The organism is Natronorubrum sp. A-ect3 (assembly GCF_041821125.1).
In the GTDB taxonomy this organism is placed as follows: domain Archaea; phylum Halobacteriota; class Halobacteria; order Halobacteriales; family Natrialbaceae; genus Natronorubrum; species Natronorubrum bangense.
The window spans coordinates 903,971-917,830 of the sequence record NZ_JBGUBB010000001.1; the positions used below are offsets into that span (position 1 = coordinate 903,971).

The following is a 13,860-nucleotide window of genomic DNA, read 5'->3' on the forward strand; positions in this document are numbered from 1 at the left end:
ACTCCGACGTAATGATTGCCGGGGCGAGCGAGTACGGTGTCGACATCTCGATCGACGACAGAGCGGTCGCTGATCTGCTTGCGGTCACGCCCGACGACGTCGACGCACCCGAGGCGCTGACGTTCGCCCGAAACGTCTTTGTCCCGCTGACGACGGCGTGTCGCTACACCTGCACCTACTGCACGTACTTCGACGCGCCCGGACAGGCCTCCCTGCTCAGCCTCGAGGAGGTTCGCGACATCTGCCACAACGGAGCCAACGCAGGCTGTACGGAAGCCCTGTTTACGTTCGGCGACGATCCCGACGACCGCTACACCGAGATCCACGCGCAACTCGAGGAGTGGGGCCACGACTCGATTCACACCTATCTGCGCGACGCCTGCGAGGTCGCCCTCGAGGAAGGGCTGCTTCCCCACGCCAATCCGGGCGACCAGACCCGCGAGCAGCTAGCCACAGTGGCCGACGTCAACGCCAGCATGGGTGTGATGCTCGAGACGACCGCCGAGGTCGGCGCTCACGCAGGTCCCCGGAAGAAAGAACCGGGCCAACGGCTGCGAACCATCAAAAACGCGGGCGAACTCGACGTCGCGTTCACGACCGGTATTCTCGTCGGGATCGGTGAGTCCTGGCGCGACCGCGCGGAGAGTCTGCTTGCCATTCGCGAACTTCACGAGCGATACGACCACATCCAGGAGGTGATCATCCAGCCGGTCGTCAACAACGAGCGCTGGGACGAGGGCTCGCCCGCCCTCGAGACGATGCGGCGAGTGACGGCGATGGCTCGGGTGGCGTTGCCCGAGGAAATCTCCGTGCAGGTCCCACCCAACCTCGCGCCCGCTCGCGACCTGATCGATTGTGGCGTCGACGACCTCGGCGGTGTCTCGCCGGTCACGGACGACCACATCAACCCCGAGTATACGTGGCCCGCGCTGCGCGAACTCGAGGCAATCGCCGATTCCGCGGCGCGACCGCTCGGCGAACGGCTGCCGGTCTACGAGCGGTTTCTGCCTGCCGACCTGCGACCCGACGGGTTCGACGGCGTGCCGGCCGACGGCACGGCCGGCGCGAGCGACGGTCGTGACCCGAGCGCAGACCGCGAGTGGATCTCGCCGACGATTCGCGAGGCGCTCGAGTCCGACGACGCGGCTGGCAGGCGCTACCGAGCAGTGCTCGACGGCGAGTCGCTGTCGACGCGTTAGAAGTACTCCCTGTGGACGGCGAGTCCCTCGTCCTCGAGCACTGGTCCCTCGACGGTTGTCGTCGCATCGGACCGATCGACCACTTCCTCGCAGTGGATCTCGATTACGCCGTCGTCTCGCAGCGCTGCGAGCGACTCGACCGAGACGCTGTAGACGACACGCTCGAGTCCCGCGTAGGCGATCGCGCTCGCACACATCGGACACGGCTCCGTGCTGGTGTACATCGTACATGATGCGCGCTCGTCGGCCTCGAGTTCGCGGGCGGCCCACCGCGCCAGTTTGAACTCCGGATGGGCGGCGATGTCGTCGTCCGTGAGCGTCGTGTTCTCGGCCGTCCGAACGACGTCGTCGTCGACGACGAGCAGCGAGCCGAAAGGGGTGTTGCCGTTGTCGACTGCGGTCCGTGCGAGATCGATCGCCCGTCGAACGCCGGCTTCGTCCGTGGTCATAGCTCATCGAACGGCATCGATGGGTTTCGACACTCCGGTTTTGCGACACCGCCTCGAGAAGCGCCCGGCCCGACGATCACACAGCGTTATCCCTCTTCGAACGCGGAGAGTCGCGTATGCACGTCGATCTGAGCCACCCGATCGAAACCGGGATGCAGACCTACCCAGACGATCCGCCGGTCGTCGTCCAGCCACACGCGACCCACGAGGAACACGGAGCCAGCGTCGCTGCCCTCGAGTGTGGCAGCCACACCGGGACACACGTCGACGCTCCGGCACACATCGACCCCGACGGGAACACGCTCGCGGCTTACTCGCTCGAGCGGTTCGCCTTTGACGCCGTCCGAATCGACTGTCGCGACCTCGAGGCGCGCGAGCCGATTCCGGCGAGTCGGATTCCCGACGTCGACGCCGATCTCGTGGCGTGTTGGACGGGGTGGGATACCCACTGGGGCAGCGAGCGGTATCTCGAGCATCCGTATCTCTCGCCGACTGCGGCTGAAGCGTGTGTCGAGCGCGGGCTCGACGTCGCTGTGGATACACTCAACCCGGATCCGACGCCGACAGCTACCGCCAGCGCGGCCGAACCCGACGGCTTCGTGGCTCACCACACGCTGCTGGGCAACGGGCGGTTGATCCTCGAAAACCTCACGAACCTCGAGGCGGTCGGCGATCGGTTCGAACTCCGTGCGTACCCCCTCGCACTGGACGGCGACGGCGCACCGGTGCGGGCCGTCGGCGTGACGGACGAATAGGCTGTCAGGACCGGACGATCCGGAACTGATCCGGCGCGGCTTCCTCGAGCGTGGCATCCGCACGGAGTTTCACGATCTTGCCCGTCGGCTGGGACTCGACTTTGGCTGGCGCATCGACCGACTCGAGGGTGCCGAGCAACTGTGCTTTCGGCGGCTTCTGGGCGGCGCCGCAGTCGTAGATCGTGAGCAGGCCGCGATCGCTGTCCTCGCGTTCGTAGACGACCACGTGGGCGTGGTTTGGCAGTCGCCAGCTGGCGTCGTCGGTCTGAAAGAGGTGGTTCATGTCAGTGGTAACGGGTGGCATCCACAAAAAGTGCTCCTCCGTTCGCGCCGACCCAACAGTGGTCTGTGACGATCAGTCGTCGGCCGGCGGCGCTCGCTCCTCGGGTGTCAGAATGGGCGTCCCGTCGGATTTCGGCCCCAGTCGCGGGCCAAACGGCGGGTCGTTGGGATCGATAACGCGGCGCGTCTCGTAGTCCGTCGAACGCTCGACCGGCACCCGGCCGATCGAGGAAATGAGGTCGACGTAGTCCGCAAACGAGCGATACTCGCCGTACTCGCCACCGGCACGTTTGGTGATTTCTTCGGAGAGGATCGTCCCCATGAAGTCGTCGGCCCCACACGAAAGCATCTTCAGCCCCTGCTCGTCGCCGTATTTGACCCACGAGGACTGGATGTGTTCAATGTTGTCGAGAAAGAGCCTCGAGACGGCGATCATGAGTTCGTCCTCGTCGGTGCTTGCACCGCCCGACACCACGTCGTGTTCGAAAAGCGGCGTGTTCTGGTGGACGAACGAGAGTGGAACGAACTCCGTGATCGCGCCGTTGACGCGCTCTTGAAGCTCACGAACCCGTTTGAGGTGCATCGCGCGGTGGGCCTCGTTCTCGACGTGGCCGTACATGATCGTCGCCGTCAAGCCCAGACCGACGTTCGCGGCGGCTTCCATCGCCTCGAGCCACCCCTCCGTGCTGATCTTGCCGGGACAGATCACCTCGCGGACCTCCTCGACGAGGATTTCGGCGGCCGTGCCGGGCACCGTATCGAGGCCGGCCGCTTTGAGTCGGCCGTAGACGTCCTCGTAGGACCAGTCAGTCCCGCGTCGGGCGTGATAGGCCTCTTCGGGCGTCATCGAGTGGACGTGAACGCCGTCGACGCTCATCGCCGAAATCTGATCCGTGTAGGTGCCGGGATCGATGTCGTACGCTTCGGGCGGCTTGTAGTTGACTGCCTTCGGCTCGGGGTGTGCCTCGAGGATCTCGCGGTGTTCGCCGTCCAACGCAAACGCGGGGTGAAGCCCGGAGACGGAGGTGACCTCATAGACCCCGCGGGAAACGGCGTCGGCGACGATTTCGCGGGACTCGCTGGGCGTTTTCGTAAAGCCAGCGCTTTCCATCTCGGTGTCACGTTCGAAGGTGTGGGCGGCGTCTTTGAAGTTACAAAAGAGACAGCCCACGTTACAGGCGGTCGTGACGTTGTTGTTCAGATTGGCGACGAAGGTGACCTCCTCGCCGACGACGTCGGCGCGTCGGTGATCGGCAGCCTCGAGCACCCGCTCTTTGCGCGTCTGGTCGATACCGTCGACGTCCGTCCCGGTCGTGAGTAACTCGATCGCGTCGTCGACCGTGAGCCGGTCGCCGGCGCGAGCCTTCGTGAGTGCGTTCTCGAACGACTGGTCGGTCTCGGGAACGTGGTCGAACGTGAGGTCTGCCTCGGTCACCGGTCGCTCCATCGGCGTATCAATACCAGTACAGCGAGAAAAGCGTGATGGATCGCCGGGTTGAGCGGCGAACTCCGTTCTCCGGACGGGCGAACCGATACTGAAACCTTCTTAGGGTCCGGCCACGGCAACTCGGGTATGAACTGCGGCGGCGGAGACAGCCGAAGGTGTCCCGTATGACGAGTGTCAAAGAGTTCCGCATCGACGAGGCGGCGACCGACGACGAGCTCGGCCGTGGCTCGTTCGTCTTCACCGACGCCTACTCGGTGTTCGACTGGGGCCAGATGCCCGATTCGATCCCCGAGAAAGGCGCGAGCCTCTGTACGATGGGCGCGTTCAACTTCGAACGCCTCGAGTCCGAAGGCGTCCCAACCCACTACCGCGGTGTTGTCGACAACGGCGACGTCGTCCCCCTCGAGGACGCCTCGAGTCCGCCCTGGGAGATGGCGATCGATCTCACGCAGGTTCCCGACCTCCCCCACGAGGGTCGCGAGTACGATTACGACCACTACCACGAGGCAGCCGGCGAGAACTACCTGATTCCGCTCGAGGTCGTCTTCCGCAATCGCGTTCCCGTCGGCTCGAGTCTGCGCCGACGAACCGACCCTGAAGACCACGGACTCGACGTCGAAAGTTGGCCCGAGGAAGCCGTCGACCTCGATGAGCCGATCGTCGAGTTCTCGACGAAATACGAAGAGGGCGACCGCTATCTCGATCGCGCGGAAGCCGACGCGATCGCCGGCACAGCCGAGATCGACGACCTCGAGTCGGTCGCACTCGAGGTCAACCGAATCATCACCGAGCAGGCCGACTCCGCTGGACTGGTCCACGAGGACGGCAAGATCGAGTGTCTGTACTATCAGGGCGAGATCCGCGTCGCGGACGTCGTCGGGACGTTCGACGAGAACCGCTTCAGCTACGAGGGCACACAGCTCTCGAAGGAAGTGCTCCGACAGTACCACAAGCGCACCCAGCCCGACTGGGTGCAGGCAGTCGAAGCGGCGAAAGCCGAGGCTAAACAGGAAGACATCGCCGACTGGAAATCCCTCTGTGACGTCGAGCCCGAGCCGCTCGAGGACGAGGTCGTCGAGACTGCTCGCGACCTCTACTGTGCGGGTGCCAACGCCTACATGGACATGGAGCTGTTCGACGCGCCGCCGCTCTCGAGTGCGATCGGTGCTGTCCAGCGGCTCTGACGCTCCGATTCCATTCCGGCCGTCGACGACCGCAGTGCTCGAAGAACTTACACCCAGCCGTCGGGAAGTCGCTCTCGATTGGTATCTAACAGCTCGAGCAGCGGCTCGACCTCTTCGAAGTTCGATCCTCGCGTTACTCGGTTGCATTCCGGATTCCAGTCGATGACGTCGTGGTCCGCTAACTTCGGTAGATGGGCGTGTTTCACCTCTGCGAGCAGGAGGTTCTTTTCCCCCTCGCTCATGTTCAGCTCGCTCGTGTGGACCATGGGCGTCTCCAGGAGCTGCAAAAGGAGTCGCCGGCGGTGAATATGACCGATCGCCCAGAGATATCGGTCGAGCTCAGGCATCTTCAGTAATGGTATGCGAAGACAAGTCAAGTGCCTGCGCCACGCAGTGGCAGGCGATGACCCAACCACGAGTCGGTGGACCCGCCCTCGAGCGTGAACGGTGTGTGCCGGTGTCTCGTGGTGACGGTATTTGGGTGCTCGAGTCGAACATTGGGTATGCAACTCACAGTGTACGGCCCCCTCCGGAGTGCGACCGGCGAGAAAACGGTCACCCTCGAGTTCACGGGGACGACCGTCGCGGATGCGCTGGCCGAATTTACCGCCGCATATCCGCGGGCGACCCCGTACCTCTACGACGGCGAGACGGTACGACCAAGCGTTCGAGTATCGATCAACGGCGAACGGGCGCCGCTCGAGGCCCCGGTATCGAACGACGCCGAACTGACACTGATGCCGGCCGTCCAGGGCGGCTCGACCGACAGGTGAGCCGACTTAGAGATCGTACTGTTCGCGCACCAGGTGGTCGATTCCGCGCTCCTCGAGGACGGTCATCGGCGCGAGCATGTCGAGTTGAACGACGCCGGGGAGGCGACCGATCTGGATGCCGCCGGTGAACGTACACCGCGAGCGAACCTCGCCTTCGCTCATGTCGAGGAGTGTCGTCGCCCGATCGAAGGCGTTCTGGGTCGCGTCGTTGACCGTTGCGCCGGAGCCGATGACCTGAATCGGGCCCATGTCGTCCTCGAGGTCGACGCCGTGCTGGGCGGCGAGGTCACGGCCCGACTCGCGTTCCTCGTCGCTGTAGGGTTTGCTAATAAAGGGGAGATCCGCCTCGGGTGGCAACAAGACCGGCCCGTCGAGCTCGAGGCCGTCGATGACCTCGACGTCCATGCGGACGGTGCCGCTGACGTCGGTCGTATGCAGTGAGAGTTCGCCGTCGCCCTGATTGGCGTGGAGATCGCCGACGTAGATGCCGGCCCCGTCGACTTTGACGGGACAGATGAGGGTCGCGCCGGCCCGGACCTGCGGGATGTCCATGTGGCCGTCAGTTCGGTCCTCGAGGTCGGCCTCGCTCTCGATGCCGTAGTCGTGGTCGGCACCGATGAGGAACTGGCCGAAGTCGCCGGCGTTGTGCGAGTCGGGCATCGTGACCGGTGGCGTCGTCCCGACGTTACCGATGAACGGCCGCAGGCGCCCGAGCGTGCCGGGCATCTCGCCGGGTTCGTACAGCAAGATTGGGTGTTGGCGAGAGTTCTCGGGAATGTCCATCACGTCGTCGGCGTTCTCGGCGAGGTCGTGGGCCGCGTCCTCGTCGAGCGTAATGCCGACGGTGCCGTCGTCGTCGAAGGCGACGGTGTAGCCGTACTCGAAGCCAAAGGAGGAGGCGTTCGCCCCGCATTCGGCGCATTTGATCGCCTCTTCGCCCGTGCCTTCGACGATCGTCTCGGGCCACTCCGTTCCACACTCAGGACAGCGGTGGTCGACGAACGGATCGTCGCCGAAGGCGTCCTCGCGTTCGGCCATCGAGCCCGTACTCGTCGCCATGCTCGTAACCTCGACGTCGTGGATATGAAGCGCCACGGCGTCGCCGACGTTCGCCCCCTCGACACGGATCGGTCGCGTGACCTCGTGGCCGCCACGGAACTCTGGGGTGATCATCGGACCCCAACAGCCCGGCGGCGTATACGTCTCGATCGTCCCGCCGTCAGCGACGGTTCCCGCCCACTCTTGATCGGGGCCGACGAGGCCGAGCGTGTACTGGTCGACGAACAGTTCCTCCTGAATTTCTTGTTGTGACATGACGTACCACACTATGTGGCCGCTGTCGATAAGCCTACTGTCACCACACCTGAGCGTTTGTCGACCGTGATGACGAGGCCATCCCAATCGAGATGCTTTTCCCCAGCGCAGGGTCGGCTATCACTGCCGGACAGTGACAACGATAGGTTCGTTCAAGTGCGATGCTTGCATCCAGTCGCATAATGGTTGAACTCACAGACGAAGCCCCACCTGAGTGTCGACAGTGTGGCGATTCCGTTGCATCGGCGTCTGAACAGCGGATCGTCAGCACCGTTGAGGACGGCACCGCGAACCACCTGTATTTCTGTGGCGACGCCTGCCTCGAACTCTGGGAAGCGTAGCTAATAGCCACTGACCGTCAGTGTGCACTCGATCGCACGGCAGCCGTGCGATCGGTGTGCAACCAGCTTCAGTTGTTACTACAACACGGGACGAGTCGGAAAAAACGGCTCGCCGGCCACTCTCGCTACTGGTCGTTTGCGACGACGCTGCCGATCCCGTCGACCGGCCGATCCGGCGTGAACTGTTCGATCTCGTCGGGCAGGCCAAGCTGGTAGCCAGTGCCGTTCTCCCGAACCGACGTTCGGCCACGGTGGACCGAGACGTCTCCGTTCAGGTGGAGTTTGACGGCCTCGAGCAGCGCGTCTGCCTCGAGCGGCTGGCCGCGGCGTTTCATCTCATCAAGGTCGGCATCGTCAGGGACGTCGAACGCGCGCTGGGTGATGATCGGCCCCTGATCGAGGTCGGTCGTCACGTAGTGGGCGGTCACGCCGGCCACGCGGACGCCTTCTTCGACGGCCTGTCGGTACGCCTCCGCACCGGGGAAGGCGGGCAGCAGGCTCGGGTGGACGTTGATGATGCGGTCCTCATAGCGGAAGACGACGTTCGGGCTGAGAATGCGCATGTATCGCGCCAGCACGATCAGATCGACGTCGTACTCTCCGAGGAGGTCGAGCAGTTCGTCTTCGTTCTGCTGGCCGCCATCGTCGCCGATGTCGTGAAACGGCACGTCGTAATGTTCGGCAAGCGGCTGCAGGTCGTCGTGGTTGCCGATGACGACACCGATATCCGCGCCGAGTTGGTCGTTCGCCCACGCCTCGAACAGTGCCTCGAGGCAGTGGCTCTCTTTCGTGACGAGGACGGCGATCTGCTGGGTCTCGCGGTCGGCGGGGAACCGAACCTGGACGTCGAGGCCGAGTTCGTCGCCGAGGTCGTGGAGGTCCTCGCGCAGTGTTGCTTCCGTACAGACCATCTCGGAGGTGTCGACGGCGAGATACATCCGGAAGACGCCGTCCCGAACGGCCTGATCGAGGTCTTCGATATTGATCCCGCGCTCGAACAGGAGACTGGTCACGCCGGCGACCAGCCCGGTATCGTCGTCTCCGATAACGGTAATCTCTGTTACGTTCGTCGTCATCGCAACCACCTCCGCTCGAGCGAATTCTGGTCCATCAGTACGAGTTTCAGTCTACGTGTGGTCAAAAGTCCTGCTTTCTGCCGATGATTCTGCGGGCAGACAAGTAGCAAGATAGCAATATCGATCCTCAACAATCGTTCACGATCGCCGAAAACGAACCACTGGGTGACGGTTCGCGGCAGTCTGTACGGGGCCGACTTAGGCGAGATCGTGTGCGCGACGGCGCAACGCCGGCTCGAGGGTCTGCTCTGCTGCAAGCGTCTCGAGTTCGGCGGTCGCCCGACAGTCGGCAAGCCCCTCGAGTGCCTGTCGACGGAACTCACCGCGGAGCCCGTCTAGCTGGACGATAACCGAGAGGGTCATTCGCTCGTCGCTCTCGATCAGTCGGTTGATCGCGTCGCGACGGTGGGTGTGATGGACAGTCGATTTGACGGCGGTTTGGAATGGTGTGGACATGGTGTGTGGGGAAACTGCTAGCTGGTCGTACGACGGGGCGTCTGTGCGTCGGCCGTGGCAGCTTAGCGCATCGCTTCTCGAGAGACGAACGCCGAGCCGGTCGCGCTGATCCACGTCTCCTCGATGGAGCCGGCGGTCACCGCCGAGTAGATCGTACAGACGTCCGGCCGGTGGTCGTTGCACTCGAGATACGCCTGATAGCACGGCGAGATGTCGCCGGGCGAGGCGTCACCAGCGGTTGGTGGCTCGGCTGTGTCCGCCCGGCGTTCGACATCGGTGTTCCGTTCCGTCATTGGCGAACGGCGTTAGTCTGCAATGCCGAGTTCCTCCGTCTGCTCTTGCTGGTCGTCGGCGTCGGGTTCGTCGGCCGCGTCCTCGGCCGCAGGCTCTGGCGGTTCGAACGTCGGGAACCGATCCTCGAACGCCGACCAATCGGCCTCGAGTTCGTCGTCGGTCAGCAGACAGTCAGCGAGGTCGTCTCGCAGCGACTCGTGGTCCATTTCGGTGCCGATCACGACGAGTCGGACGTTGCGGTCGCCCCATCGGTCGTGCCACAGCTCCTCGAGTTGCGGGTTCGCCTCGAGCTGTTCGCGCCGCTCTTCGGCCGGCAGCGTGTCGATCCACTGCCCACCGGGGCCGACACGAACTGATTGGCCGGCGACGTTGAACGTCAGCGCCTCGTCTTCTCGGGTCGCGAGCCAGAAGTGGCCTTTCGCGCGAACGACCGCATCGGGGAACGCATCGAGCAGGTCGGCAAAGCGCTCGGGGTGGAACGGTCGACGCGCCTCGAAGACGAACGAGGTGACGCCGTGTTCGTCCTCGGCCGACTCGTGGGGCTCTTGGAGCTCTTTGATCCAGCCTGCAGACTGGCTCGCGTCCTCGAAGTCGAAGCGATCGGTCTCGAGGATGTCGTCGGGGTCGATCCGGCCGTGTTCGGTGCGAACGATCTCGGCACGGGGCTGGAGCACCTCGAGCGTGGATTCGACCTTCTCGAGGGTTTCCTCGTCGACCAGATCACACTTGTTCAACAGGAGGACGTCGCAGAACTCGACCTGCTCGACCAGCAGGTCGCCGAGGTGTTTTTTCGTTCCATCGTCGTCGAGGATCTCATCGGACTCCATCGCGGTGTGGAACTGGTGGGCGTCGACGACCGTGACGGTCGTATCCAGGTGGCAGCCCTCGAGCGGTTCGATACCGGTCTCCTCGTAGAACTCGGTTGGATCGAGATCGGACTGGTCGAAGCCAAGCGTCAGGGTCTGGGCGACGGGGAGTGGCTCGGCGACGCCAGTCGATTCGACGATGATGCCGTCGAACGCGCGGCGCTGGGTAAGTTCGCCGATGGCATCGAGCAGATCGCCGCGGAGTTCACAGCAGATGCAGCCGTTGGAGAGTTCGACTAGCTCCTCGTCTTCGTCGGCGATATCCGAGGATTCGGCGACGAGGTCGGCATCGACGTTGACCTCACCCATGTCGTTGACGAGCACGGCGAGGTCCCGATCGTCGCTCTCGTGCAGTACGTGGTTGAGAACGGTCGTCTTGCCGGCGCCGAGGATACCGGACAGCACCGTGACGGGAATCGAGTTGTCGGACATTCAGTTAACAACACGAGCTCGGCGCTAATAGTAGTTATTATCTTATCCGATATAGTTATTAAGACGGCGACGGAACATCCGTCCGATGTTCGAGTGCGTTATCGTCGGCGGTGGCATCCACGGCACGTACGTCTCTCAGCGGCTGCTCGAGGACACGACCCTCGAACGCGACGAGGTGCTGGTGGTCGACCCCCACGAGCGCCTGCTCGAGTCGTTTCGCCGGAAGGCTGACGCCTGCGAGATGGACGAACTCCGGTCGACGTTCGTCCACCACATCGGCACTGAGCCGTTCGGTCTCGAGAGCTTCGCCGAAGGGCGAGGTCGGACGGACGAACTCCTGCCGACGCCGGGGTATCCACAGCGGCCGACGCTGTCGCTGTTTCTCGACTACGCCGACTACGTGATCGAGGGCAACGACCTCGAGCGGCTCCACCGTCAGGCAAGCGTCGATGCGATCCGTCGGGCCGAATGCGGCGATGGGCTCGTTCTCGAGACGACAGCAGCCGACGGCGCTGGCTCGAGCGAGGCGATCCGGACCCGAAACTGCGTGCTGGCGATCGGCCACGGCGCCCGCTACCGGAAGCCAGCGTGGGCAGATGGCGTCGACTCGGTCACCCACGTCTGGGACGGGTTCGACCCTGAGACGCCTGCTGAGGAGACGATCGTCGTCGGCGGCGGGATCACGGCCGCCCAGCTTGCGACCTGTCTCGCCGAACGCGAGCGCGAAGCGGTGACGCTCTGTTCGCGCCATGAACTCGAGACGGCGACCAGCGAAGCCGACCCGCGCTGGATCAACTGGAATCACATCGAGAACCACCTCCACCGACAGCCAGCGGGCTCACAGGACCGGTACGAGATCGTTCGCGCGGCGCGCAACGACGCCACGGTTCCCCAGACGCTGCTTGCACGCCTCGAGTCGGTGGCCGACGACGGACCGCTGTCGGTTCGCTACGGGGACATCTGCTTCGCCCGTGAGGTGGACGGACAGGTGCGGCTGTTGCTCGAGAACGGGGGCTGTCTCTCGGCCGACCGCGCCGTGTTGGCGACGGGCTTTGCACCCGTTTTCGACCACCCGTTCGTCGACCGCGTCGCCAGCGAACTCGGCCTCGAGCGAGGATATCGCGGCATGCCAGTGCTCGACGACGAGACGTTGGCGTGGTCGCGAGCCGACGGCGGCGAGTCGTCGCTGTTCGTCACAGGCGCGCTGGCGGCCGGCACCGTTGGCCCCTTCGCGGGGAACATCGCTGGCGCGCGGCGTGCAGCCGACCGGCTGACGGGGGCGATCGCTGCTATCGACAGGCTCCCGCTGGCGGCGGACTGACGCTCGGTCGGCCGATCGCATGCTCGAGTCGTCGACGATCCGATTCGGTCGCCACGTTGCATCCGTGCCGTTTTGTACGTGTGTGTAGTATTGTGCTCCATGAGCAAGATCAGGCCACCCGAACTCGAGGAGCGACTGGAAACCGGAGAGTCGCTGTACGTCCTCGACATTCGCCCGCGCAAGACCCACCAGCGTGACGGCATCGACGGCAGTCAGAACATCCCCGTTTACGACGACCTTCGACGTGGCGACGACGCCGAATTTCGACAGTCACTGTCGAAGGTTCCGAAGGGAAAGACGGTCGTCACGGTCTGTAAGGCAGGTATCGTTGCCAAGAAGGCAACAGCGGTGCTCGAGGAGAAAGGCTACGACGCCGTGACACTGTCCGGTGGAATGCGTGGCTGGAACGGCTATCAGAACGGCTCGATCGGCTACCGACTCTCGTCGCTGCTTCGCCGACTCGTTCCCTGACACGGACCGTTGTCAGTTACTGCGATAGCAACAACTGAACCTGGTTGCACACCGATCGCACGGCTGCCGTGCGATCGAGTGCACTGACGGTCAGTGGCTACGATAATGCATCCGTGACTAGCCGCCGGTTTTGCCGGAACGCGGGACGGCAGGCCGTACGAGTCTGGTGGCTGCACGGGGTATCCACGAACGTGCATGACAGACGCAAGGCGAAAGCGTTTTTGAGCATGGTTACGGGGTAACAGGTAATGACTGGCTACACCGCGACGGTGACCGTCCGACTCAAACACGGCGTGCTCGATCCCGAAGCCGAGACCACACAGCAAGCCTTAGAGCGGCTTGGCTTCGAACTCGAGGATCTGCGCGCTGCGGACCGCTTCGAGGTCGACCTCGAGGCCGAGTCGGCTGACGCCGCGAGCGAGCGCGCAAGCGAGATGGCAGAACGACTGCTTGCGAACCCGACCATCCACGACTACGACGTGGAGGTCGACGAACGGTAGATGACGGTTTCGATCATCCGATTCGGCGGCTCGAACTGCGACCGGGACGCCGAACGCGCCCTCGAGCACCTCGACATCGATGCCGAAATCGTCTGGCACGAGGACGGCCTCCCAGAAGATCCCTCGGGGATCATGCTGCCCGGTGGGTTCTCCTACGGTGACTACCTGCGTGCGGGTGCGATGGCTGCACGCTCGCCAATCATGGAAGCGGTCCGCGAGGCCGCCGCCGACGGCGTCCCCGTCCTCGGCGTCTGTAACGGGGCCCAGATCGGCTGTGAGTCCGGCCTCACTGAAGGCGCATTTACGACCAACGAGAGCGCACGCTTCCAGTGTGAGCACGTCTACCTGCGTGTCGAACGCGACGACACGCCCTGGACGGCCGCCTACGAGGAAGGCGACGTCATCGAGATCCCGATCGCCCACGGCGAAGGGCGCTATGAGGTCGACGACGACCGACTGGCCGAACTCGAGGACGAGGATCGCGTGCTCTTTCGCTACTGCGACGAGAACGGCGAGACGGGGCCGGACACGAACCCGAACGGCTCGAAACACAACGTGGCCGGCGTGCTCGGCGACCGCGAGACCGTCGCCGTGTTGATGCCCCACCCAGAGCGCGTGACGCTGCCCGACGTCGGCCCGACCGACGGACAGGGCGTGCTGCAGGGCTTCGAGTCGGCGTAACACTGTTTTCTCGACGGTG

At 64.1% G+C, this 13,860-nt stretch carries 18 protein-coding genes; 9 read left to right on the forward strand and 9 right to left on the reverse strand.

Annotation, left to right across the window (positions count from 1 at the left end):
* The first annotated feature begins 11 nt into the window (after positions 1-11).
* On the forward strand, positions 12-1,199 hold the full coding sequence (gene cofG / locus ACERJA_RS04585; RefSeq protein WP_373607077.1) for a 7,8-didemethyl-8-hydroxy-5-deazariboflavin synthase subunit CofG: 1,188 nt from the start codon (positions 12-14) through the stop codon (positions 1,197-1,199).
* On the opposite strand, the gene ACERJA_RS04590 is transcribed toward cofG, so the two are convergent.
* Positions 1,196-1,648: a nucleoside deaminase gene (locus ACERJA_RS04590; RefSeq protein ID WP_373607078.1), complete on the reverse strand. Its 453-nt coding sequence runs from the start codon at positions 1,646-1,648 to the stop codon at positions 1,196-1,198. The two genes, cofG and ACERJA_RS04590, sit on opposite strands and share 4 nt — an antisense overlap.
* 116 nt (positions 1,649-1,764) lie before the next feature.
* Between ACERJA_RS04590 and ACERJA_RS04595 the strand changes: the two genes are divergently transcribed.
* Complete coding sequence (locus ACERJA_RS04595) at positions 1,765-2,403, forward strand: cyclase family protein (RefSeq protein ID WP_373607079.1); 639 nt, start codon at positions 1,765-1,767, stop codon at positions 2,401-2,403.
* A 4-nt stretch (positions 2,404-2,407) separates the two neighbouring features.
* On the opposite strand, the gene ACERJA_RS04600 is transcribed toward ACERJA_RS04595, so the two are convergent.
* The gene (locus ACERJA_RS04600) at positions 2,408-2,686 is read right to left on the reverse strand and encodes a hypothetical protein (protein WP_373607080.1); all 279 of its coding nucleotides are present in this window, start codon (positions 2,684-2,686) and stop codon (positions 2,408-2,410) included.
* A 72-nt stretch (positions 2,687-2,758) separates the two neighbouring features.
* Positions 2,759-4,132 carry a 7,8-didemethyl-8-hydroxy-5-deazariboflavin synthase subunit CofH gene (cofH, locus tag ACERJA_RS04605; RefSeq protein WP_373607081.1) on the reverse strand — a complete coding sequence of 458 codons (1,374 nt, stop codon included), beginning with the start codon at positions 4,130-4,132 and terminating at the stop codon, positions 2,759-2,761.
* 164 nt (positions 4,133-4,296) lie between these two features.
* Here cofH and ACERJA_RS04610 point away from each other — a divergent pair, with 164 nt between their 5' ends.
* Positions 4,297-5,316, forward strand: a complete 1,020-nt coding sequence (locus ACERJA_RS04610) for a phosphoribosylaminoimidazolesuccinocarboxamide synthase (protein WP_373607082.1) — start codon at positions 4,297-4,299, stop codon at positions 5,314-5,316.
* Positions 5,317-5,363: 47 nt separating this feature from the next.
* On the opposite strand, the gene ACERJA_RS04615 is transcribed toward ACERJA_RS04610, so the two are convergent.
* Positions 5,364-5,663, reverse strand: a complete 300-nt coding sequence (locus tag ACERJA_RS04615; protein WP_373607083.1) for a transcriptional regulator — start codon at positions 5,661-5,663, stop codon at positions 5,364-5,366.
* 156 nt (positions 5,664-5,819) lie between these two features.
* Between ACERJA_RS04615 and ACERJA_RS04620 the strand changes: the two genes are divergently transcribed.
* Positions 5,820-6,089, forward strand: a complete 270-nt coding sequence (locus tag ACERJA_RS04620; protein WP_006066384.1) for a MoaD/ThiS family protein — start codon at positions 5,820-5,822, stop codon at positions 6,087-6,089.
* A 6-nt stretch (positions 6,090-6,095) separates the two neighbouring features.
* Here the strand turns inward: ACERJA_RS04620 and ACERJA_RS04625 are convergent, their stop codons facing one another.
* On the reverse strand, positions 6,096-7,403 hold the full coding sequence (locus tag ACERJA_RS04625; protein WP_373607084.1) for an acetamidase/formamidase family protein: 1,308 nt from the start codon (positions 7,401-7,403) through the stop codon (positions 6,096-6,098).
* Between the two features lie 182 nt (positions 7,404-7,585).
* Between ACERJA_RS04625 and ACERJA_RS04630 the strand changes: the two genes are divergently transcribed.
* Positions 7,586-7,744, forward strand: a complete 159-nt coding sequence (locus tag ACERJA_RS04630; RefSeq protein ID WP_373607086.1) for a hypothetical protein — start codon at positions 7,586-7,588, stop codon at positions 7,742-7,744.
* 125 nt (positions 7,745-7,869) lie between these two features.
* Here ACERJA_RS04630 and ACERJA_RS04635 read toward each other — a convergent pair whose 3' ends face one another.
* The 4 genes from ACERJA_RS04635 to ACERJA_RS04650 form a co-directional block, all read right to left on the reverse strand.
* The gene (locus ACERJA_RS04635; protein WP_006066381.1) at positions 7,870-8,820 is read right to left on the reverse strand and encodes a formyltetrahydrofolate deformylase; all 951 of its coding nucleotides are present in this window, start codon (positions 8,818-8,820) and stop codon (positions 7,870-7,872) included.
* A gap of 198 nt (positions 8,821-9,018) precedes the next feature.
* A complete protein-coding gene (locus ACERJA_RS04640) occupies positions 9,019-9,276 on the reverse strand; it encodes a hypothetical protein (RefSeq protein WP_373607087.1) in 258 nt (85 codons plus the stop codon).
* Positions 9,277-9,338: 62 nt separating this feature from the next.
* Positions 9,339-9,569 (reverse strand): hypothetical protein, encoded by a 231-nt coding sequence (locus ACERJA_RS04645; protein ID WP_373607088.1) that lies wholly within the window; start codon positions 9,567-9,569, stop codon positions 9,339-9,341.
* A gap of 12 nt (positions 9,570-9,581) precedes the next feature.
* Positions 9,582-10,868 carry a GTP-binding protein gene (locus ACERJA_RS04650; protein ID WP_373607089.1) on the reverse strand — a complete coding sequence of 429 codons (1,287 nt, stop codon included), beginning with the start codon at positions 10,866-10,868 and terminating at the stop codon, positions 9,582-9,584.
* A gap of 85 nt (positions 10,869-10,953) precedes the next feature.
* Here ACERJA_RS04650 and ACERJA_RS04655 point away from each other — a divergent pair, with 85 nt between their 5' ends.
* From ACERJA_RS04655 to purQ, 4 genes are all read left to right on the forward strand, one after another.
* Positions 10,954-12,189, forward strand: a complete 1,236-nt coding sequence (locus tag ACERJA_RS04655; RefSeq protein ID WP_373607090.1) for an FAD/NAD(P)-binding protein — start codon at positions 10,954-10,956, stop codon at positions 12,187-12,189.
* Positions 12,190-12,288: 99 nt separating this feature from the next.
* Entirely contained in the window at positions 12,289-12,660 is a 372-nt protein-coding gene (locus ACERJA_RS04660) for a rhodanese-like domain-containing protein (RefSeq protein ID WP_373607091.1), read from the forward strand.
* Between the two features lie 248 nt (positions 12,661-12,908).
* Positions 12,909-13,160, forward strand: coding sequence for a phosphoribosylformylglycinamidine synthase subunit PurS (purS, locus tag ACERJA_RS04665; protein ID WP_006066375.1), 252 nt, complete (start codon positions 12,909-12,911; stop codon positions 13,158-13,160).
* A complete protein-coding gene (purQ, locus tag ACERJA_RS04670; protein ID WP_373607092.1) occupies positions 13,161-13,841 on the forward strand; it encodes a phosphoribosylformylglycinamidine synthase I in 681 nt (226 codons plus the stop codon).
* Positions 13,842-13,860 lie beyond the last annotated feature (19 nt).

Coding starts and splice junctions, on each gene's coding strand:
- cofG (WP_373607077.1), top strand. CDS start 12: ATGATTGCCGGGGCGAGCGAGTACGGTGTCGACATCTCGATCGACGAC.
- ACERJA_RS04590 (WP_373607078.1), bottom strand. CDS start 1,648: ATGACCACGGACGAAGCCGGCGTTCGACGGGCGATCGATCTCGCACGG.
- ACERJA_RS04595 (WP_373607079.1), top strand. CDS start 1,765: ATGCACGTCGATCTGAGCCACCCGATCGAAACCGGGATGCAGACCTAC.
- ACERJA_RS04600 (WP_373607080.1), bottom strand. CDS start 2,686: ATGAACCACCTCTTTCAGACCGACGACGCCAGCTGGCGACTGCCAAAC.
- cofH (WP_373607081.1), bottom strand. CDS start 4,132: ATGGAGCGACCGGTGACCGAGGCAGACCTCACGTTCGACCACGTTCCC.
- ACERJA_RS04610 (WP_373607082.1), top strand. CDS start 4,297: ATGACGAGTGTCAAAGAGTTCCGCATCGACGAGGCGGCGACCGACGAC.
- ACERJA_RS04615 (WP_373607083.1), bottom strand. CDS start 5,663: ATGCCTGAGCTCGACCGATATCTCTGGGCGATCGGTCATATTCACCGC.
- ACERJA_RS04620 (WP_006066384.1), top strand. CDS start 5,820: ATGCAACTCACAGTGTACGGCCCCCTCCGGAGTGCGACCGGCGAGAAA.
- ACERJA_RS04625 (WP_373607084.1), bottom strand. CDS start 7,403: ATGTCACAACAAGAAATTCAGGAGGAACTGTTCGTCGACCAGTACACG.
- ACERJA_RS04630 (WP_373607086.1), top strand. CDS start 7,586: ATGGTTGAACTCACAGACGAAGCCCCACCTGAGTGTCGACAGTGTGGC.
- ACERJA_RS04635 (WP_006066381.1), bottom strand. CDS start 8,820: ATGACGACGAACGTAACAGAGATTACCGTTATCGGAGACGACGATACC.
- ACERJA_RS04640 (WP_373607087.1), bottom strand. CDS start 9,276: ATGTCCACACCATTCCAAACCGCCGTCAAATCGACTGTCCATCACACC.
- ACERJA_RS04645 (WP_373607088.1), bottom strand. CDS start 9,569: ATGACGGAACGGAACACCGATGTCGAACGCCGGGCGGACACAGCCGAG.
- ACERJA_RS04650 (WP_373607089.1), bottom strand. CDS start 10,868: ATGTCCGACAACTCGATTCCCGTCACGGTGCTGTCCGGTATCCTCGGC.
- ACERJA_RS04655 (WP_373607090.1), top strand. CDS start 10,954: ATGTTCGAGTGCGTTATCGTCGGCGGTGGCATCCACGGCACGTACGTC.
- ACERJA_RS04660 (WP_373607091.1), top strand. CDS start 12,289: ATGAGCAAGATCAGGCCACCCGAACTCGAGGAGCGACTGGAAACCGGA.
- purS (WP_006066375.1), top strand. CDS start 12,909: ATGACTGGCTACACCGCGACGGTGACCGTCCGACTCAAACACGGCGTG.
- purQ (WP_373607092.1), top strand. CDS start 13,161: ATGACGGTTTCGATCATCCGATTCGGCGGCTCGAACTGCGACCGGGAC.